At 55.0% G+C, this 18,730-nt stretch carries 18 protein-coding genes; 8 read left to right on the forward strand and 10 right to left on the reverse strand.

Annotated elements, in window-relative coordinates; all coding sequences use genetic code 11:
* The first annotated feature begins 5 nt into the window (after positions 1-5).
* From rnpA to mnmE, 4 genes are all read left to right on the forward strand, one after another.
* The gene (gene rnpA, locus AC559G_RS14175) at positions 6-365 is read left to right on the forward strand and encodes a ribonuclease P protein component (RefSeq protein WP_095846488.1); all 360 of its coding nucleotides are present in this window, start codon (positions 6-8) and stop codon (positions 363-365) included.
* A complete protein-coding gene (gene yidD / locus AC559G_RS14180; protein WP_095846489.1) occupies positions 329-586 on the forward strand; it encodes a membrane protein insertion efficiency factor YidD in 258 nt (85 codons plus the stop codon). Before rnpA ends, yidD begins: the two co-directional genes overlap by 37 nt.
* 2 nt (positions 587-588) lie before the next feature.
* Positions 589-2,223, forward strand: a complete 1,635-nt coding sequence (gene yidC / locus AC559G_RS14185) for a membrane protein insertase YidC (protein WP_498912938.1) — start codon at positions 589-591, stop codon at positions 2,221-2,223.
* Between the two features lie 92 nt (positions 2,224-2,315).
* On the forward strand, positions 2,316-3,680 hold the full coding sequence (gene mnmE, locus AC559G_RS14190) for a tRNA modification GTPase (protein ID WP_498912939.1): 1,365 nt from the start codon (positions 2,316-2,318) through the stop codon (positions 3,678-3,680).
* A gap of 144 nt (positions 3,681-3,824) precedes the next feature.
* On the opposite strand, the gene AC559G_RS14195 is transcribed toward mnmE, so the two are convergent.
* Entirely contained in the window at positions 3,825-4,649 is an 825-nt protein-coding gene (locus AC559G_RS14195) for an arginase family protein (RefSeq protein WP_498912940.1), read from the reverse strand.
* Positions 4,650-5,245: 596 nt separating this feature from the next.
* Here AC559G_RS14195 and AC559G_RS14200 point away from each other — a divergent pair.
* Complete coding sequence (locus tag AC559G_RS14200) at positions 5,246-5,812, forward strand: NADPH-dependent FMN reductase (RefSeq protein WP_498912941.1); 567 nt, start codon at positions 5,246-5,248, stop codon at positions 5,810-5,812.
* A gap of 97 nt (positions 5,813-5,909) precedes the next feature.
* Positions 5,910-6,959, forward strand: a complete 1,050-nt coding sequence (locus AC559G_RS14205; RefSeq protein ID WP_498912942.1) for an alpha/beta hydrolase — start codon at positions 5,910-5,912, stop codon at positions 6,957-6,959.
* A 39-nt stretch (positions 6,960-6,998) separates the two neighbouring features.
* Here AC559G_RS14205 and AC559G_RS14210 read toward each other — a convergent pair whose 3' ends face one another.
* The gene (locus tag AC559G_RS14210) at positions 6,999-8,336 is read right to left on the reverse strand and encodes an NCS2 family permease (protein WP_498912943.1); all 1,338 of its coding nucleotides are present in this window, start codon (positions 8,334-8,336) and stop codon (positions 6,999-7,001) included.
* A gap of 245 nt (positions 8,337-8,581) precedes the next feature.
* On the opposite strand from AC559G_RS14210, the gene yieH reads away from it, so the two are divergent.
* On the forward strand, positions 8,582-9,250 hold the full coding sequence (gene yieH, locus AC559G_RS14215) for a 6-phosphogluconate phosphatase (RefSeq protein WP_498912944.1): 669 nt from the start codon (positions 8,582-8,584) through the stop codon (positions 9,248-9,250).
* Here the strand turns inward: yieH and AC559G_RS14220 are convergent.
* The 5 genes from AC559G_RS14220 to AC559G_RS14240 all read right to left on the reverse strand — a co-directional run bounded on the left by AC559G_RS14220 (position 9,247) and on the right by AC559G_RS14240 (position 14,263).
* The gene (locus AC559G_RS14220; protein ID WP_498912945.1) at positions 9,247-9,987 is read right to left on the reverse strand and encodes an amino acid ABC transporter permease; all 741 of its coding nucleotides are present in this window, start codon (positions 9,985-9,987) and stop codon (positions 9,247-9,249) included. The two genes, yieH and AC559G_RS14220, sit on opposite strands and share 4 nt — an antisense overlap.
* A 1-nt stretch (position 9,988) precedes the next feature.
* Positions 9,989-10,714 carry an amino acid ABC transporter permease gene (locus tag AC559G_RS14225; protein ID WP_498912946.1) on the reverse strand — a complete coding sequence of 242 codons (726 nt, stop codon included), beginning with the start codon at positions 10,712-10,714 and terminating at the stop codon, positions 9,989-9,991.
* Between the two features lie 77 nt (positions 10,715-10,791).
* A complete protein-coding gene (locus tag AC559G_RS14230; protein WP_438597621.1) occupies positions 10,792-11,631 on the reverse strand; it encodes an ABC transporter substrate-binding protein in 840 nt (279 codons plus the stop codon).
* Between the two features lie 258 nt (positions 11,632-11,889).
* The gene (locus AC559G_RS14235; protein WP_498912947.1) at positions 11,890-13,185 is read right to left on the reverse strand and encodes a glycerate kinase type-2 family protein; all 1,296 of its coding nucleotides are present in this window, start codon (positions 13,183-13,185) and stop codon (positions 11,890-11,892) included.
* Positions 13,186-13,195: 10 nt separating this feature from the next.
* Complete coding sequence (locus AC559G_RS14240) at positions 13,196-14,263, reverse strand: isocitrate/isopropylmalate dehydrogenase family protein (protein ID WP_498912948.1); 1,068 nt, start codon at positions 14,261-14,263, stop codon at positions 13,196-13,198.
* Positions 14,264-14,508: 245 nt separating this feature from the next.
* Here AC559G_RS14240 and AC559G_RS14245 point away from each other — a divergent pair, with 245 nt between their 5' ends.
* Entirely contained in the window at positions 14,509-15,408 is a 900-nt protein-coding gene (locus AC559G_RS14245) for a LysR substrate-binding domain-containing protein (protein WP_498912974.1), read from the forward strand.
* Between the two features lie 54 nt (positions 15,409-15,462).
* On the opposite strand, the gene AC559G_RS14250 is transcribed toward AC559G_RS14245, so the two are convergent.
* The 3 genes from AC559G_RS14250 to pstB form a co-directional block, all read right to left on the reverse strand.
* Positions 15,463-16,761 (reverse strand): MFS transporter, encoded by a 1,299-nt coding sequence (locus AC559G_RS14250; RefSeq protein ID WP_498912949.1) that lies wholly within the window; start codon positions 16,759-16,761, stop codon positions 15,463-15,465.
* A gap of 440 nt (positions 16,762-17,201) precedes the next feature.
* Positions 17,202-17,942: a phosphate uptake regulator PhoU gene (gene phoU, locus AC559G_RS14255; RefSeq protein WP_498912950.1), complete on the reverse strand. Its 741-nt coding sequence runs from the start codon at positions 17,940-17,942 to the stop codon at positions 17,202-17,204.
* Positions 17,943-17,956: 14 nt separating this feature from the next.
* Positions 17,957-18,727 (reverse strand): phosphate ABC transporter ATP-binding protein PstB, encoded by a 771-nt coding sequence (gene pstB, locus AC559G_RS14260; protein ID WP_413541291.1) that lies wholly within the window; start codon positions 18,725-18,727, stop codon positions 17,957-17,959.
* Between the last annotated feature and the right edge of the window lie 3 nt (positions 18,728-18,730).

Below are 18,730 nucleotides of genomic sequence, written 5' to 3' on the forward strand. Positions count from 1 at the left end.
ACCGAGTGGTTAAGCTCGCTTTTCCCAGGGAGTTACGTTTGTTAACTCCCACTCATTTCACTTTCGTCTTCCAGCAGCCACAACGGGCTGGCACGCCGCAAATCACCATCCTCGGCCGCCTGAACCAGCTGGGGCATCCCCGCATCGGTCTTACCGTCGCCAAAAAACACGTCAAGCGCGCGCATGAGCGCAATCGGATCAAACGCCTTACTCGCGAAAGCTTCCGTTTGCACCAGCACAATTTGCCGCCGATGGATTTTGTCGTGGTTGCCAAAAAGGGGGTTGCGGATCTTGATAACCGCGCGTTGACGGAAGCGTTGGAAAAATTATGGCGTCGTCACTGTCGCCAGGCGCCCGCATCCTGATCGGGCTGGTGCGAGCCTATCAGCTCGTGCTCAGCCCGTTGCTTGGGCCGCGCTGTCGCTTCCAGCCAACATGCTCTCATTACGCAATTGAGGCATTACGCAGGTTTGGCATGATAAAAGGCAGTTGGTTGGCAGTGAAACGCGTATTAAAATGCCACCCTTTGAACCCAGGTGGTGATGATCCCGTGCCGCCGAAAACTGACAATAACAGAGAACACTAACGATGGATTCGCAACGCAATCTTCTCCTCATCGCTCTGCTGTTCGTGTCTTTCATGATCTGGCAGGCCTGGCAAACGGATAATGCTCCGCAACCAGCCGCCCAGACCACGCAACAGACCACGAACGCAGCAACCGGTGATGCAGCCAGCCAGGCCGTGCCAGCCAGTGGGCAGGGTAAGCTGATTACGGTTAATACAGACGTGCTGTCGCTGACCATCAATACCCGTGGTGGTGACATTGAGCAGGCTAAACTGTTGGCTTACCCGGATACTCTGGGTTCATCAACGCCGTTCCAACTGCTGGAAACAACACCATCGTTTGTTTATCAGGCGCAAAGCGGCCTGACGGGCAAAAACGGGCCGGACAACCCAGCCAATGGCGAACGTCCGCTGTTCCAGGCGGCGCAAGACACCTTCACGCTGGCCGATGGCCAGGACGAACTGCGTATCCCGCTGACCTATACCCGTGACGGCGTGGAATTCACCAAGACGTTCGTGCTCAAACGCAACCACTATGCCGTGGGCGTGGATTACAGCATCAACAACCAGAGCACCAACCCGTTGGAGCTGTCTCTGTTCGGCCAGTTGAAACAAACCACCGAACTGCCTAAGCACCGCGATACCGGCAGCAGTAACTTTGCGCTGCATACCTTCCGCGGCGCCGCATTCTCGACCAGCGACACCAAATACGAGAAATACGCGTTCGATAAAGAAGAATACCTGAACGTCAACACGCAGGGCGGTTGGGTTGCGATGTTGCAACAATATTTCGCCACCGCCTGGGTGCCGGCGACGCAAGGCAGCAACACCTTCTACACCGCCAAACCGGGCGACAATCTGTCTGCCATCGGCTTTAAATCTGCACCGGTTATCGTGCAGCCGGGCGCACAACAGCAGCTTAACGCGACGCTGTGGGTTGGCCCAGAACTGCAGGATCAGATGGCTCAGCTTGCTCCGCACCTGGATCTGACCGTGGATTACGGCTGGCTGTGGTTTATTTCCCAACCGCTGTTCAAACTGCTGAAGTTCATTCACGGCTTTATCGGTAACTGGGGCTTCTCGATCATCATCATCACCTTCATCGTGCGTGGCATCATGTACCCGCTGACCAAAGCGCAGTACACCTCGATGGCCAAAATGCGCATGCTGCAGCCAAAACTGCAGGCGATGCGTGAGCGCATCGGTGATGACAAACAGCGCATGAGCCAGGAAATGATGGCGCTGTACAAGTCAGAGAAAGTGAACCCGCTGGGCGGCTGCCTACCGCTGGTTATACAGATGCCAATTTTCCTGGCGTTGTATTACATGCTGATGGGCTCGGTTGAGCTGCGCCACGCGCCGTTCGCGCTGTGGATCCACGATCTGTCCGCGCAGGATCCGTACTACATCCTGCCAATCCTGATGGGCGTTACGATGTTCTTCATCCAGAAGATGTCGCCGACCACCGTGACGGACCCGATGCAGCAGAAGATCATGACCTTCATGCCGGTGATCTTCACCGTGTTCTTCCTGTGGTTCCCGTCTGGCCTGGTGTTGTACTATATCGTCAGCAACCTGGTCACCATCATCCAGCAGCAGCTGATTTACCGCGGGCTGGAAAAACGTGGCCTGCACAGCCGCGAAAAGAAAAAGTCGTAAGCGTATTGAGGGGTTAGGCATTTTGCCCCCCTGCTGCGTAACCAAGAGGCGGTCATAAGACCGCCTTTTTGCATATTGAGAGAGAACCCGCTATGAGCACATCCGATACTATCGCAGCCCTTGCCACCCCGCCGGGGCGCGGCGGCGTCGGCATTCTGCGCATTTCCGGCAGCAACGCTAAAGAGGTGGCTCAGGCCGTGCTCGGCAAGCTGCCCAAGCCCCGCTACGCTGATTATCTGCCGTTTCGCGACGCAAACGGCACGCCGCTCGATCAGGGCATCGCACTGTGGTTTCCCGGCCCCAACTCCTTTACCGGGGAAGACGTGCTGGAACTGCAAGGCCACGGTGGGCCGGTGATACTCGATCTGTTGCTCAAACGCATTCTGGCGCTGCCAAGCGTGCGCATTGCGCGGCCGGGCGAGTTTTCCGAGCGGGCATTCCTCAATGACAAGCTCGATCTGGCCCAGGCCGAAGCCATTGCCGATTTGATTGATGCCAGTTCCGAACAGGCGGCACGTTCGGCCGTGAACTCGCTGCAAGGGGTATTTTCGGCCCGTATCCACCAGCTTGTGGAAGCACTCACTCACCTGCGAATCTATGTGGAGGCGGCCATCGACTTTCCCGATGAAGAGATCGACTTCCTCTCGGACGGTAAGATAGAGGCCCAACTTAACGGCGTGATGGCCGATCTGGACAGCGTGCGCTGTGAGGCCCGCCAGGGCAGCCTGCTGCGCGAAGGCATGCGGGTGGTGATCGCCGGCCGGCCGAACGCCGGTAAATCCAGCCTGCTCAACGCCCTGGCAGGCCGCGAAGCGGCGATCGTCACGGATATCGCCGGCACCACGCGCGACGTGCTGCGCGAGCATATTCATATTGACGGCATGCCGTTGCACATCATCGACACCGCAGGGCTGCGCGAAGCCAACGACGAAGTAGAACGTATCGGCATCGAACGTGCGTGGAATGAGATCGAACAGGCAGACCGCGTGCTGTTTATGGTCGACGGCACCACCACGGCGGCCACCGACCCGAGCGAGATCTGCCCGGAGTTTATGGCGCGCCTGCCGGGTACCCTGCCGATTACCGTGGTGCGTAATAAAGCCGATATCACAGGCGAAACGCTAGGCATCCACGAAGTGAACGGTCACTCACTTATTCGCCTTTCAGCCCGCACGGGTGAAGGTATTGATGAACTGCGCGACCACCTGAAACAGAGTATGGGCTTTACCAGCAACATGGAAGGCGGCTTCCTGGCCCGCCGCCGCCACCTGCAAGCACTGGAACAGGCTGCGCAGCACCTGGAACAAGGGAAAGAGCAATTGGTCGGCGCCTACGCCGGCGAACTGCTGGCGGAAGAACTGCGCCTGGCGCAGCAATGCTTAAGCGAGATAACCGGCGCATTCACCTCGGACGATCTGCTGGGGCGCATTTTCTCCAGCTTCTGCATCGGCAAGTAACGCCGCGTCTGTAAGCGTCCACTCACTTCCACACATCCCGCATAGCTGCTTGTTATGTGGGATTTTTCCATTGGCGGCTATGGACTTCTCGTCAGCCCGGCGCATTGCGACATGAGCGAAACCATCACTGCGCACACGGGTTCGTTATGAATTTAATCCATTAATTAACGGGCTTAAAGCATCAAGCAGAGAGGCTGGGGAAACGGGAGAACCGTTTTCTATTTGGGAAATCTGAAACTCGGCAATTTCCACACCAATGACAGCATTTTCTGCAATCACCTGGCAGGCATGATAAAGGTCATCTAGTGACAGCCCGCCCGGAACCCGATATTCCGTAGGGACAATGTCCGGAGCCAATACATCACAGTCCAGATGGACATAAACCGCTCGGCCATTAATCGCACGCCTTAATCCTTCCGCCAGTCCGTCGCCTGCCGCTACCCATTGCAACTTCCCGTCGTCGATCAGTTTTTGTTCTGGAGGATCAATATCACGGGCACCAACCAGTATCACCGCGGATAAATCGACACCGCTGCCTAAACCGGAATCCCATAAACCGACCGGCCCTGCGATAGAAAAGCCGCCAAGATAGCCCGTTGCTGAAGTGGCAGGGGTATTCAGATCCGCATGGGCATCGAACCAAACGATGCAGGCTTCGGGATGATAACGCGCAACCACCGGTAATGTTGCCAATGATGCCGCGCAGCGGCTGGATGCGGTAAAAGGTTTAATATTTTCTGCAAAAAGATGGTCTAGCCGACCGGATAAGGCGTTCAATGATGGTTTGGCGGCTTCCAGGGCTTCCCGCCAGCCGCCGCCAATCACCGCAGCCGATGCGCCGATAATTTCGGGTGTTAGGCCAAACCGTTGAGCAAGCAACTTACCGATTGCCATAGCGCCGGGGCGCGCCAGATCGTTACGATCGCCAACTACTCCCTGAAATACGGTTATCTGCGTCTGGTTACTCATAGAATTCCTCGTTGGTAAACAATTGAACTCCGCCGTTTTCTTATACAAATTATCATGCCATCTGGGGGATCTTGCTTCCACGGGAAAATGAGTATTACCGGAGATGAAGTTAAGTGAGCAATAACGTCTCCCCTGCCGTATGAATGTAAAAAAGCCGGCCTAACATAGGTATTTCAGCTAATACGCCGTCGGCGTTGGCATAGGCGTATCATCCGAACGGCACAGACTATGAGCGAACACATTATCAGTTCCGGCAGGATAGCGGCCCCTGGCGAACCTTGATGCCGTTACCCCGGCTGTTGCAGGAAATCGCCTCGCATCAGTTTGCGGTTTTCGATACCCAGGTGAACCACAACCTGTGGTGGGATCACGCCACGCTGTGCTGCACTGCCACAGGATAAAGCGCACAAGAAAAACTAATTTATTGATTTATATAAATTAACAAGCATTCTCTTTTTTAATGCTATTAATTCCCGCTACCAATTATAAAAACGAATAAAGATTCATACTTGGCCTATTATCATTATCATATTTGCCATACTATCTGTTGTGGGAGTTTTAGCCTAAATCTGTTCATTCGATAAGGAAGAGTTAACATGTCAGATCCAGCGTTAAAAATCGTTACCCTGCTCGGCAGTTTGCGCAAAGGTTCTTACAATGCCATGGTGGCACGTACATTGCCGAATCTCGCCCCTCAAGGCGTTACTATCGAAGCCCTGCCTTCAATCCGCGATATCCCGCTCTACGATTCCGATCTGCAGCAAGATGAGGGTTTCCCTGCCGCGGTAGAGGCCATTGCAGAACAAATCCGCCAGGCAGACGGCGTAATTATCATTACGCCTGAGTATAATTACTCGGTGCCAGGTGGTTTGAAAAATGCTATCGACTGGATTTCCCGCCTGCCCAATCAGCCGCTGGCCGGCAAACCGGTTGCTATCCAAACCTGCTCAATGGGCCCGATCGGCGGGGCGCGCTGCCAGTATCATCTGCGCCAGATCCTGGTGTTCCTAGACGCCATGGTGATGAACAAACCTGAATTCATGGGCGGCGTCATCCAGAACAAAGTGGATGAAGCGAAAGGTGAATTGACGGAACAACGCTCGCTCGACTTCCTGAGCGGCCAGTTAACGGCATTCCGCGATTATATCCTGCGCGTACGATAAGGGCTGCTTTGGCGCTTTCACTTCCAAACGGCTGAAAGCGCCATCACAGAGGAATGTGAAATGCCGCTACGGCATTAATAAATAAAGTTATTAACTCATGCCTTGTTTTATTTTGGCCATTTTGCTGGCTTTTATCACCAGACCGCTCTTTTCCGCAGAAATGCGCTATCCTGCCGGGGAAGATCCCGTGGCATTGCCTAAGCATCATACGCTTAATACCCAGCCGCGCCCGGCGCAGACCCTGGAAGAGAAAGAAATAGAGGCGATGTCGCTGTACCTGACGTTGATACGCGAGGATCAGCACAACATTTGGGCGCCCTATCAATTAGCGGTGTCTTCGGCAGAAAAGGGCCAAACCGAGCTGGCCGAGCGTTATCTGCAGCTCAGCGCCAAGCGTGGGCTGTGGTATTACTACAATCTGTTGGAAGATAATGCGTTTACCAGCATTCAGCACACACGCACCTATCAATCCATTCTCGCCGAAACCAAAGCCCGCTATCAGCAGCACGCCCACCAATTTGAAGGCAAAGCGATTTATAGCATTCCCAGTGGGCCGCCGCCGGAAGGCGGGTGGCCAACCATCATCTATCTGCACCCGTATGGAAAAGCGGCCAATATCACCCTGAAAGAGCGCTTGTTGTTTACGGAACTGGGGGTTGCCTATATTGAGTTGAACGGCACGCAAATGCTGTCGGAAAACAGCTTCCGTTGGTCAACCTATAGCGATGAAAGTACGCAAAGCGCAATCCAGCAAGCGCTGGCAAAGCTGGTGCCGCAGTTGCACCTGAACCCGCAGCAAATTTATCTGACCGCCCGCGGTCAGGGGGCGCTACACGCCGCCAACTTGCTGGCTAAATATCCGCAGTTTTATGCCGGCGCCATGCTGATTGCCCCGAACGGGTTAGTGCAGCCAGCACTGCAATCGCTGGCGCAAAACAAACGTATCGTGTTGGCATATTACGCGCGGCAGAACTTTAGCGAACAGGCGCTGGCGTTGCACTTTGCCAACCTGTTCAACAGCGGCAACCAGGTGAGCGTGCAGCAGTTTAGCGAAAGTGAAAGGGATATCGGCGACTGGCAAGCGCGCTTTTCACACCCGTTGAAGTGGGTCTTGGGCAAAGCGCCGGATGCAACCCCCGGCGCTTAGGAAAGATAAAAGGCCGGGAAACCGGCCTTTTGCATTGGCCTAGTGGCCGTCGATAAACACGATTTTCAGCACAAACAGCAGTGCCACCACGATTACGCAGGGGCTGATTTCACGCCAGCGGCCGGTGCCCAGCTTCATCACGCAGTAAGAGATAAAGCCCAGCGCAATGCCTTCGGTGATCGAGAAGCTAAATGGCATCATCACCGCAGTGACAAACGCCGGAACGGCTTCAGTCAGATCGTCCCACTTCACGCGGGCCAGGCTAGAGGTCATCAGCACGCCAACATAAATCAACGCGCCGGCGGCGGCATACGCCGGCACCATACCGGCCAGCGGCGACAGGAAGATCACCAGCAGGAACAGGATACCGGTCACGACCGCCGTCAGGCCAGTACGGCCGCCAACCGAGACGCCGGAAGAACTTTCAATGTATGCGGTAACCGAAGAGGTGCCGATAAACGCCCCGGCAACCGAGCTGATGCTGTCGACGTACAGCGCCTGCTTCATGCGCGGGAATTTGCCTTTTTCATCCGCCAGCCCGGCTTTGTCGGTCACGCCGATCAGGGTACCGGAAGAATCAAACAGGTTAACCAGCATAAAGGAGAAAATCACCCCCGCCAGCCCAACGTTCAGCGCGCCGGCAATATCCACCTGGCCCACCACCGAGGTGACGCTTGGCGGCATTGAGAACACACCGCCGTATTTCACATCGCCCAGCGCCCAACCGATCAACGTAGTGACGATAATGGAAACCAACACCGCCGCGTGGATATTGCGTGATGCCAAAACAGCAATAATGAAGAAGCCTAACGCCCCCAGCAACACGCTGTGGGAAGACAGGTTACCGATAGTGACCAGCGTTTCCGGGTTGGCCACCACGATGCCGGCGTTTTTCAACCCCATCATGCCGATAAACAGGCCGATACCGCTGGTGATCCCCACGCGCAGGCTAACGGGGATATTGGCGATCATCCAGTAACGAATGCGGAACAGGGTCAACAGCAGGAAGCCGATGGCGCCCCAGAAAATGGCCCCCATGCCCACCTGCCAGGAAATGCCCATCGCCCCGGCAACCACAAAGGCGAAAAAGGCGTTCAGCCCCATCGCTGGCGCCAGCGCCACCGGCAAGTTGGCCAACAGCCCCATAAAGATGCTGCCAAACGCCGCAATCAGGCAGGTGGTGACGAATACGGCCTGCGTATCCATCCCCGCCGCACCAAGAATTTGCGGGTTAACGAAGACGATATACACCATGGTTAAAAAGGTAGTGATACCCGCAATCGTTTCCGTACGTACCGTAGTTCCATGCTGCTTGAGTTTAAACAAACGCCCAAGTAAGCCTTGCTCGGCATCAAGGCCAGATACAGATTTATTCATTATCAGAATTCCGCAGAAGGGGATGGACAGTCCGTTGGCTATCCTATAACAAAAAATTGAGGATTTGACCGCCATCACGCTTTTTTTTCATCCTCACCGTGCAGGTTGAAGCATAGGAAATCCACGGCGGGCGCCACCCTGGCGGCAATTAGCGATCGGCGCTAATTATTCAAATAAAGCATCACATTCCCGGCATCTGCCGGTAAAGTAACCGCTATCGCCGCTAAATGAGGATCTACCCCCAGATGAACCCGGTTGAATGTATTCTGTTTGATTGCGACGGCACGTTGGTCGACAGCGAAGTGCTGTGCAGCATGGCCTATGTACATATGTTTGCCCAGCAGGGCATTACGCTTTCGCTGGACGAGGTGTTTAAAAAGTACAAAGGGGTGAAACTGTACGAGATTATCGAACGTGTGGGCGCCGAACAGGGCATCGCATTACCAACCGCACAGATGGAGCCGGTTTACCGCCAGGAGCTGGCACGGCTGTTCGATAGCCAATTGCAGCCCATCCCCGGCGCCGCCGAACTGCTGGCGCAGATCGCCGTGCCGGTTTGCACCGTGTCCAATGGCCCGGTGAGCAAAATGCAGCATTCACTGGGCCTGACCGGCTTGCTGCCCTATTTCGATGACCGGCTGTTCAGCGGCTACGATATCCAGCGCTGGAAGCCAGATCCGGCCATTGTGCGCCACGCGGCAGAGAAAATGCAGGTGCCGCTAGAACGCTGTATTTTAATCGATGATTCAATGGCCGGAGCCCAGGCCGGCATCGCTGCCGGCATTCCGGTGTTTTACTTCTGCGCCGATCCGCACAATAAACCGATCGCGCACCCGTTAGTCACCACCTTCCACCGCCTGGATCAGTTGCCTGCATTGTGGGAACAGCGCGGCTGGCGGCTGACGAATGGCTAACGCGCCGGCGCGGGCAGTTTGTTGCGCCACCAGCGCCGCCCGCGGCGCGGTAATTTGCCTTGTGGGCTAAAACGCTGGTTCAGCGCGTTGGCCAACAGTTCCAACACCTGGCAGAACACGAAATACACCAGCGCCACAAACAGGAATACTTCCATCGGATAGACCATGCTGCGGTTGTTCACCTGGGTGGCCAAGAAGGTCAGTTCGCCAACACCGACGATATAAGCCAGTGAGGTGTCCTTGATCAAGGATATCCACTGGTTGATGAAGGAAGGCACCATCATGCGCAACGCCTGCGGCAGCACAATCATACGCAGTGTTTGCCACTGGGTCAGGCCAAGCGACATCCCCGCCTGCCATTGCCCACGGCCAATGGCGGCGATGCCGGCCTTAACCGCATGCGCCAGATAGGCGGAGGCGATCAGCGCCAGGGCGCACACCACGGTGGTGATCTCCGGAATATCGAAACCGAACACCATCGGCAACAGGAAGTAGGTCCAGAAAATCAGCATGATCACCGGGATCGCGCGGAAAAACCCCAGCAGCGCGGCCAACAGCCCGGCCCAAATGCCGCGCGACATCGCCAATGCCACGCCAAGTAACGTACCAAGCACCGCCGAAGCCACGCCGGCCATCAGGCTGATCGCCAACGTCAGCGCCGCACCGCCCAGTGGCCCGTCCGGCCAGGTGCCCCATAGCAGATAGGTCCAGTTTTCCTGGATAACGGTAAAATCCATCTTAGTGCCCCTCCAATGGTTTGCGCTGCTGGCGCCACATGCCCCAGCCCTCCAGTACCGCGATAATCGCGATATACAGCACCGTGGCCACGCCAAAGGCCTGGAAGGTACGCAGGGTTTCCGTCTCTACCTGCCGCGAAGCGTAAGACAGCTCAGCCACGCCAATCGCCATGGTCAACGAGGAGTTTTTTATCACGTTCATGTACTGACCCAGCAGCGGCGGGAAGGCAATGTGCAGCGCCTGCGGCAAAATAACAAAGCGCATGGTCTGCCAGGCCGTCAGGCCCAGCGCATTAGCCGCCTGCCTTTGGCCGCGCGCCACGCCGCGAATGCCGGAGCGAATTTCTTCGGCGATAAACGCGGTGGAATAGAGCGTCAGGCCAAAGAACCCAGCCAGAAACTCAAACGACGGCCAGCTAAACCAGCCCAGGTTATGCGGCTCATTCAGCCATTGCATCGCGCCGGCAGGCAGAATTTGCCCGGCGGCGAAATACCAGAAAAACAGCTGCACCAGCAGCGGCGTATTGCGAAACAGCGAGCTGTAGCCGACCGCAAAAGCACGCAGCGGCGCCAAGGTGCTGTCACGCATCGCCGCCAGGATAAAACCCAGCAGCGTCGCTGCCAGCCCGGCCCATGCCGAAAGCCACAGCGTTAACAGAAAGCCCTGCCACAGCCAGCTCAGATACTGCGGCGCCAGCAGCCAGTCTGAGAGTTGTTGCCAATTCATAATAATCCTTAGGTTGCAGAATGCGCCAAGGGCGCAGCAAGCTGCGCCCTGTTGTCAGGCATCGGTAACGCCATTAATCAGGCTTTGGGCTGTTGATCCAGCGGGGCAAACGTGAAGTCGCCGCGTGGCTGCGCGGATTTGGTTTCCGGGCCAAACCAGCGATCGTAAATTTTCACCGCCTCGCCGTCTTTTTCCAGCGCGATCAGCGTGTCGTTAATTGTTGCGGTCAGGCGTTCTTCGCCTTTCGGGATTCCGACGCCCTGGTATTCTTTGGTGATGCTGAACGGCGAAATTTCAAAATCGGCTTTCTGAGCCGCCGTCAGATTGCCCAGCAAGCCAACCAGCTTGGCATCGTCCTGGGTGATCGCCTGCACGTTGCCGTTGCGCAGCGCCACAAATGCCAGAGGGGTATCATCATAGGAGATCACTTTGGCCGTTGGATAATGCTCGCGCAGGGTGATTTCCTGCACCGTGCCTTTATCCGCGCCAATGCGCAGGTTCTTGATATCGTCAGGCGTTTTCAACACGCCTTTACGGGCAATAAACTTTTGGCCGGTGGCAAAATAAGGGATGCTGAAGTTAACTTCTTTGGCGCGCTCATCGGTAATCGTGAAGTTGGCGGCGATCAAATCCACCTTTTTGGACACCAACAGCGGAATACGGTTGGCCGGGTTCGTTGCCCGCAGCTCCACTTTCACGCCCAACGCTTTACCGATAGCTTCGGCGATATCAACATCGTAACCCACCAGCTTTTTGCTCTGCGGATCGATGTATCCAAACGGCGGGTTACTGTCGAATACCGCGATACGCACCACGCCAGCCTGCTTGATATCATCGAGTTTATCCGCGTGGGCGGCGCTGGCGGCAAAGCCGGCCAAACCGGCAAGCAGGGTTAAGGCTAAAACGCGCTGTTTCATGTAAAGCTCCTGATAAATTGATGTCCTGATTAGACCCAACACTATCAAGCACTTATTTGATCAGGAAATGAAATAAAATAAAACACTATATTATAACCATTTATTTTATATGGCTAAGCCGTCTGGCGCGATTAGGCGGCAATTTCGCCGTTAAAAACCGGGGTAACGACAGCGATTTCTGAAAGAAAAATATCGAACCCCGGTAAGGATGCCAGGCCAAGGTTTGAGGGGAAAACGTAAACACCTGCAGGCGGGTGATTATGTTTTTGCCTGCTTCTTGGGGTGATCGATCAATATAATGCGAATATCGTTCACGTTGGTTAACGTCGGCCCGGTTTTGATCAAATCGCCCAACCATTCAAAGTAAGAATAGCTGTCGTGCCCATCGAGATAATCGCGCGCATTGAGCGCCCGTTCACGCCCGCGTGAAAGCGTATCCGGGGTGACTATCGCGCCTGCAGCGTCCTCCATCCCGTCAATGCCGTCGCTGTCCCCGGCAATGGCCCATACGCCAGCCTCCCCGTTTAGCGCAGCCGCCAGCCCCAACAAGAATTCGGTGTTTCTGCCGCCACGCCCGGTGCATCCTGCGCTCATTGTCACCGTGGTTTCACCACCGGAAAGAAGAGCTAGCGGTGGCTTCAGCGGCAGACCATGTTTTTTCACCGAGCGGGCAATACCCGCCATCACGATCCCCAACTGCGCGCTTTCGCCTTCCAGTGCATCCCCGAGGATTAACGGCGTAAAGTGAAAACGTTCCGCCATTTTCGCCGCCGCCAGCAACGCTTCGCAGGGCGATGCGATAAGCCGTATATCCGGTGTGATATTCGCCGCCGTAACGGGCTCCCGCGGCTGTGCCAGCACCTGAGCCACATTCGCCGGCAGCTCGATGTTGTAACGGCTCAAAATCGCCCGCGCATCGTCAGCGCGGCTGGAATCTGGTACCGTTGGCCCGGAGGCGATCTCTTCCGGATTATCGCCCGGCACATCGCTGATAATCAGCGTGATAACCCGTGCCGGAAGGGCGGCCAGGGCCAGCCGCCCGCCTTTGATATCGGAAAGATGCTTACGCACGACATTCATCTCGCCAATCGTTGCGCCGCTGCGTAACAGGGCCTTGTTGATGTTTTGCTTATCCGCCAACGTAATGCCCTGGCGCGGCAAGGCCATCAAAGCGGAACCGCCGCCGGAAATCAGCGCGATGACGCAATCCTGAGCCGTCAGGTCTTTCACCGTTTCCAAAATAAGCATTGAAGCGATTTCACTCATCGCATCGGAAACCGGATGCGCCGCTTCAATGATGCGGATTTTTTGGGTCGGCACGGCGTGGCCGTAGCGAGTTACCACCACGCCGCTCATCGCTATATCCGGCCAGGCGGCTTCAAGCGCCGCCGCCATCGCCGCGCTGGCTTTCCCTGCGCCAACGACGATACATCGCCCCTGCGGCTTAGCGGGCAACGCGGAAAGCAACGCCGCCTGCGGCGCCGCGCTCTGAATCGCCGCGCTGAACATCTCCTGTAACATGGCGCGCATTTCTGCGTCTCGCGGCTGGCTCATCCCGCCTCCTTTAATTTGCAAGGATTGCGCGGATCAGCGCATCCGTCACTTCAACCGTCGTCGCTTTACCGCCGACATCTGGCGTCATGATGCCCTGAGCGCTGACCAGGGCAACCGCCTGCATCAGCGCGGCGGCGGCGGCCGGCTCGCCTAAATGTTCCAGCATTTGCGCCGCCGTCCAAAAGCTTGCGATCGGGTTGGCAATGCCTTTGCCGGTGATATCGAAGGCGGAACCGTGAATAGGCTCAAACATTGACGGGAAACGGCGCTCAGGATCGATATTGCCGGTCGGCGCAACGCCCAGGCTGCCCGCCAGCGCCCCGGCCAGATCGGAAAGGATATCGGCGTGCAGATTCGTCGCGACGATGGTATCCAGCGTTTGCGGATGCAGCGTCATGCGCACGGTCATTGCATCAACCAGCATTTTGTCCCAGGTGACATCTGGAAACTCTTTGGCGACTTCGGCGGCGATCTCATCCCACATCACCATGCCGTGGCGTTGGGCGTTGGATTTTGTCACCACGGTTAGCAGTTTGCGCGGGCGGGACTGCGCAAGCCGGAACGCATAACGCATGATGCGGGTCACGCCAATACGGGTGAAAATCGCGACTTCGGTGCCGACTTCTTCCGGCAGCCCTTTATGCGCGCGGCCGCCGTGCCCGGAATATTCGCCTTCGGAATTTTCACGTACGATGATCCAGTCAAGATCGCCGGGCCCGACGTTGCGCAGAGGCGACTGGATTCCGGGTAAAATTTTGGTGGGGCGGACATTCGCGTATTGATCAAATCCCTGGCAAATGGGCAAACGTAGCCCCCACAGCGTGATATGATCCGGCACATCCGGTGCGCCGACCGCGCCAAAATAAATCGCATCGAAGGCTTTTAATTTTTCCAGACCATCGGTAGGCATCATCACGCCGTTTTTTTTGTAATAATCAGACCCCCAGTCAAAATGCTCAAAAGAAAAGGTCAAATTATCAAATTTCTTTTGCAATGACTCCAGAACGCTAACGCCTGCGGCAATCACCTCGGTGCCAATGCCGTCTGCAGGAATAGCCGCAATGTTGTAGTGACTCATGGTAAGACTCCTTTTAACGATAGTATGTATTGTGATTTTTATTATTTGAGGGATAGGGAACAGCGCCAACGTCACCCTGATTAATACCCCGCCGTTTATTTATTACGGGTCACAGTTCAAAACAATGATGACGATTATTGTTGCTCGATAACTTTCATTATGCATATAAACTTCGTAGTATCATCCGCATCCATTTATGCAAAAAAATGAAATAATCTTGGGAGGCGTACCTGGAACTACAACAGATTCGCTGTTTCATTGCGGTGGCGGAGGAATTGCATTTTGGCCATGCCGCGCAAAAACTGGATATGCTGCCTTCTGCCCTCGGCCGTTACATTAAACTGCTGGAAGACGATCTCGGCCTGCGCCTGCTCACCCGCTCCACGCGCAATGTCGCGCTGACGCAGCACGGCACGATGTTCCTGCAGGAAGCGCGCGAGATTATTCGCCACGCCGACGATTTACAGCATCGCTTTCAGAAAATGGCGAGGCGCAACGCCGAACTGTTGCGTATCGGCGCCATCGACAGCGCCGCGGTTAATCTGGTGCCGCATATTCTGCCGCTGTTTCGCGAACGCTTTCCCGACATCATTCTGCACGTCATGGAAGACAAAACGTCACGCTTGTTGCCCAAGCTCAAAACTGGGCGGCTGGATCTGCTTTTTATGCGCCCGAACGGGCAAGTGGACGCGTCGCTGGAGCAACAGATCCTGTTTTACGAAAGCGCCGTGCTGGTGGTTTCCGATCGGCATCCGCTCGCCAGCCGGCAGGTGATTCATATTCAAGACCTGGCGGATGTTCAACTGATCGTGCCGGAACGCCGCGTCCGCCCGCACAGCTACGATCTCACCATGAGCCTGTTTGAACATTCCGGTATTAAGCCGCAGCTTATCCAGATTGCAGATGAAAAACAGACGATTATCAATATGGTGGCAAGCCAGGTCGGGGTCGCCGTCATGCCGCGCTGGGTCGGGCGCATGGCGGCACTGAAGGTGAAGTGCATTGATTTAGCGCCCGAACTCAACAGCATCCGTAAACAACTGCCGATTGCGGCGGTTTGGATAAAAGAAACCCGCGATGACGCCCGGGATAATATGATGAATATCGTGATGCAGGAACTGAACGCTATCGCCAGCCAGTATTAAAGCGCAGAGCGGCCGCCCTGCGCTTGTGCAAGCCTGTTTTCACCAGATCCCGGCCTATGGCGCAACGGCGCTTTTGGCATCATTTCTTCGGCGGCGAACTTCAATCGACAGGGTCAACAGCGCAGAAACAACCAACATACCCGCCACGCAATACAGGGCGATCGCAAAGCTGCCGGTGTTGGTTTTCAGCCAGCCAATCAACGCCGGGCCGGCGAAACCGCCAAGATTACCGATAGAGTTAATGGCGGCCAGTCCGGCAGCCGCCGCAGGCCCGCTAAGGAACAGCGACGGAATACTCCAGATCGGCGGTTTACAGGACGAAATGCCCATATTGGCCATGATAAGCGCGGCGATCGCCAGCGGTAACGACTGCGCCCAGCCGGCCAGCACAAAACCAACACACGCCAGCAAACATGCGCAGATCACGTGCCAGGTTCGCTCTTTGGTTCTGTCTGAATGCCGGGCCCACATCACCATCGCAATGGCCGCCATGGCCGAGGGCACCGCGTTTATCAGGCCGATTTCCATGGTGCTCAGACCGAAGGATTTGATGAACTGCGGCGACCAGATATTGAGGGAGTACAGCCCGGCGGACGTGCCGAAATAGACCACCGCCAGCATCAAAACCCGGATATCGGTCAGCCCTTTCCAGATACTGGTTTTAACGGTTTCGTTTTTGCTTTGTTTTTCGGCCGCCAGCGTTGTTACCAGCCAGTGGGTTTCGTCGGCGGTCAGCCAGCGGTTTTTCTCTGGGCGATCGTTTACGTAGAACCAGGTGAATATGCCCATAACACCCGCGGCAACGGTACAAATCAGAAACATCAACTGCCAGCCCTTAAAGCCCAAGGTGCCGTGCATACTGAGGATTGCGCCTGCCAGCGGTGACCCCACCATCGCGGAAATCGGCGCGGCCGCCATGAACAGCGCGATCATTTGGGCCCGACGTTTGCTCGGGAACCAGGTGCTGAGGTACAAAATAATGCCGGAGAACGATCCGGCTTCGGCGACGCCCAGCAGGAAGCGCAAGATATAAAACCCTTTTGCCGTTTCCACATGGATCATCAGCGAGGTAATCACTGCCCAACTGAGTAAAATGCGCGTTAGCCAGATGCGCGGCCCCACTTTCTGCAAAACAATATTGGAGGGTATATCGGTGAGAAAATACCCGAGAAAAAACAACCCCGCACCGAGGCCAAATACGGCATCGGAAAAACCTAAATCCTGGTTCATGGTTAAGGCCGCGAAGCCAATATTAATACGATCAAAAAAACCAACAAAATAAACCAACATAACATAGGGTATAATTCGCCATGTTATTTTATTAAGGGTAGACTGTTCTAAGGAATGGCTCATAATTTCGTTCCGTTAGTAATTATAATTAATAACTCAAACAACGACTATAATCCAGCGTTGATTAAGCGACGAAATAAACTATGCGCGGTCATACAGAAACGATCATCTGGCTAAAATTATATAAAAAATCGCAATAATGAATAAATAACTCGAGATAGCCGATAAATATTGATGAGCCTCACATAATTTTATCAAGATGCGCTTTATTATTGGATTTTTCTCGTAAGGAATTAACATTCTCTGGCGGGGAAAAAAGTTTATTTTGTGACAGAATTCAAAGATTAATTAACTATTCCCGTCGGGATAACGGAATATCTCAAAATAATGCGGGTTACAAGGGGCGGGTACGTTCCTTCGAACAGGTAGCGGTTATCAGATAGGCAATTTACCGTTGCGGACGCTTTATTCAGGGGCCGTAACCGGCCCCTGGGGGAAAGGAATTACTCTTCGTCGTCTTCCGGGGTTTTGCCATCGGCAGCCAGCAGTTGATCCAGCGCGTCGCCGCCCATATGGCGGAAATCCTGCCCCTTCACAAAATAGAAAATAAATTCGCAGATATTCTGGCAGCGATCTCCGATACGCTCGATAGAACGGGCGCAGAACAGCGCCGTCAGCACGCTTGGAATAGTGCGAGGATCTTCCATCATGTAAGTCATCAACTGGCGCACAATGCCTTCGTATTCCTGATCGACCTTGCGGTCTTCGCGGTAGATACGAATCGCCTCATCAAGATCCATACGCGCAAAGGCATCAAGCACACCGTGCAGCATTTGCACGGTGTGGCGGCCCAGCGACTCCAGGCTCACCAGCAGCGGCTGGTGCTGATGGGAGAATTTCTCCAACGCGGTGCGGCAAATCTTATCCGCCACGTCGCCGATGCGCTCCAGCTCGGAAATGGTCTTGATGATCGCCATCACCAGACGCAAATCGCTGGCGGTTGGCTGGCGTTTGGCGATAATGCGCACACAGGCCTCATCGATCGCCACTTCCATCATGTTGATCTTGGCATCCCCATCGATCACGCGCTTTGCCAATTCACCATCCTGGTTGTGCATCGCGGTTATGGCGTCCGTCAACTGTTGCTCAACAAGACCGCCCATGGTCAGCACCTGGGTACGAATGTGCTCAAGCTCTGCGTTGAACTGGCCGGAGATGTGTTTGTTTAAATTCAGGTTTTCCATGTGCGTTCCCGTAATCAACCGTAACGGCCGGTGATGTAGTCTTCAGTTTGTTTTTTCTGCGGAGCAGTAAACAGGGTGTCGGTGTCACTGAACTCGATCAGTTCGCCCAAATACATGAATGCCGTTGAATCAGAACAGCGTGCGGCCTGTTGCATATTGTGGGTTACGATCACCACAGTGTAATCAGACTTCAGCTCGCTGATCAGCTCTTCAATTTTGCCGGTGGAAATCGGATCCAGCGCCGAGCACGGCTCATCCAGCAGCAGCACTTCAGGGCGGATGGCGATACCACGGGCAATACACAGGCGCTGCTGCTGGCCCCCAGACAGGCTATAGCCGCTTTGGTGCAATTTGTCCTTGGTTTCATTCCACAATGCGGCCTTAGACAGCGCCCACTGCACGCGCTCATCCATATCGGCGCGCGACAGCTTTTCAAACAACCGCACGCCAAAGGCGATGTTGTCGTAAATCGACATCGGGAACGGCGTGGGCTTTTGGAACACCATGCCCACTTTGGCGCGCAACAGCGCGATGTCCTGGTTATCCGTCAGGATGTTCTGGCCATCAAGCAGAATGCCGCCTTCAGCACGCTGTTCCGGATACAGCTGGTACATTTTGTTAAAGGTGCGCAGCAAGGTGGATTTTCCGCAGCCGGAAGGGCCGATAAATGCGGTTACCTTGTTCTTGGCGATATCCAGCGTGATGTTTTTCAACGCGTGGAATTTACCATAGTAAAAGTTCAGATCGCGTACCTGAATTTTGCTGCTGGAAGCGTCAGTCACCATACT

It is taken from the genome of Gibbsiella greigii (assembly GCF_039540155.1).
Lineage (GTDB): Bacteria > Pseudomonadota > Gammaproteobacteria > Enterobacterales > Enterobacteriaceae > Gibbsiella > Gibbsiella quercinecans.

Coding starts and splice junctions, on each gene's coding strand:
- AC559G_RS14230 (WP_438597621.1), bottom strand. CDS start 11,631: ATGAAACAGCGCGTTTTAGCCTTAACCCTGCTTGCCGGTTTGGCCGGC.
- yieH (WP_498912944.1), top strand. CDS start 8,582: ATGAACCCGGTTGAATGTATTCTGTTTGATTGCGACGGCACGTTGGTC.
- AC559G_RS14200 (WP_498912941.1), top strand. CDS start 5,246: ATGTCAGATCCAGCGTTAAAAATCGTTACCCTGCTCGGCAGTTTGCGC.
- AC559G_RS14195 (WP_498912940.1), bottom strand. CDS start 4,649: ATGAGTAACCAGACGCAGATAACCGTATTTCAGGGAGTAGTTGGCGAT.
- AC559G_RS14210 (WP_498912943.1), bottom strand. CDS start 8,336: ATGAATAAATCTGTATCTGGCCTTGATGCCGAGCAAGGCTTACTTGGG.
- AC559G_RS14205 (WP_498912942.1), top strand. CDS start 5,910: ATGCCTTGTTTTATTTTGGCCATTTTGCTGGCTTTTATCACCAGACCG.
- AC559G_RS14250 (WP_498912949.1), bottom strand. CDS start 16,761: ATGAGCCATTCCTTAGAACAGTCTACCCTTAATAAAATAACATGGCGA.
- yidC (WP_498912938.1), top strand. CDS start 589: ATGGATTCGCAACGCAATCTTCTCCTCATCGCTCTGCTGTTCGTGTCT.
- AC559G_RS14235 (WP_498912947.1), bottom strand. CDS start 13,185: ATGAGCCAGCCGCGAGACGCAGAAATGCGCGCCATGTTACAGGAGATG.
- yidD (WP_095846489.1), top strand. CDS start 329: ATGGCGTCGTCACTGTCGCCAGGCGCCCGCATCCTGATCGGGCTGGTG.
- phoU (WP_498912950.1), bottom strand. CDS start 17,942: ATGGAAAACCTGAATTTAAACAAACACATCTCCGGCCAGTTCAACGCA.
- mnmE (WP_498912939.1), top strand. CDS start 2,316: ATGAGCACATCCGATACTATCGCAGCCCTTGCCACCCCGCCGGGGCGC.
- AC559G_RS14240 (WP_498912948.1), bottom strand. CDS start 14,263: ATGAGTCACTACAACATTGCGGCTATTCCTGCAGACGGCATTGGCACC.
- pstB (WP_413541291.1), bottom strand. CDS start 18,727: ATGGTGACTGACGCTTCCAGCAGCAAAATTCAGGTACGCGATCTGAAC.
- AC559G_RS14220 (WP_498912945.1), bottom strand. CDS start 9,987: ATGGATTTTACCGTTATCCAGGAAAACTGGACCTATCTGCTATGGGGC.
- AC559G_RS14225 (WP_498912946.1), bottom strand. CDS start 10,714: ATGAATTGGCAACAACTCTCAGACTGGCTGCTGGCGCCGCAGTATCTG.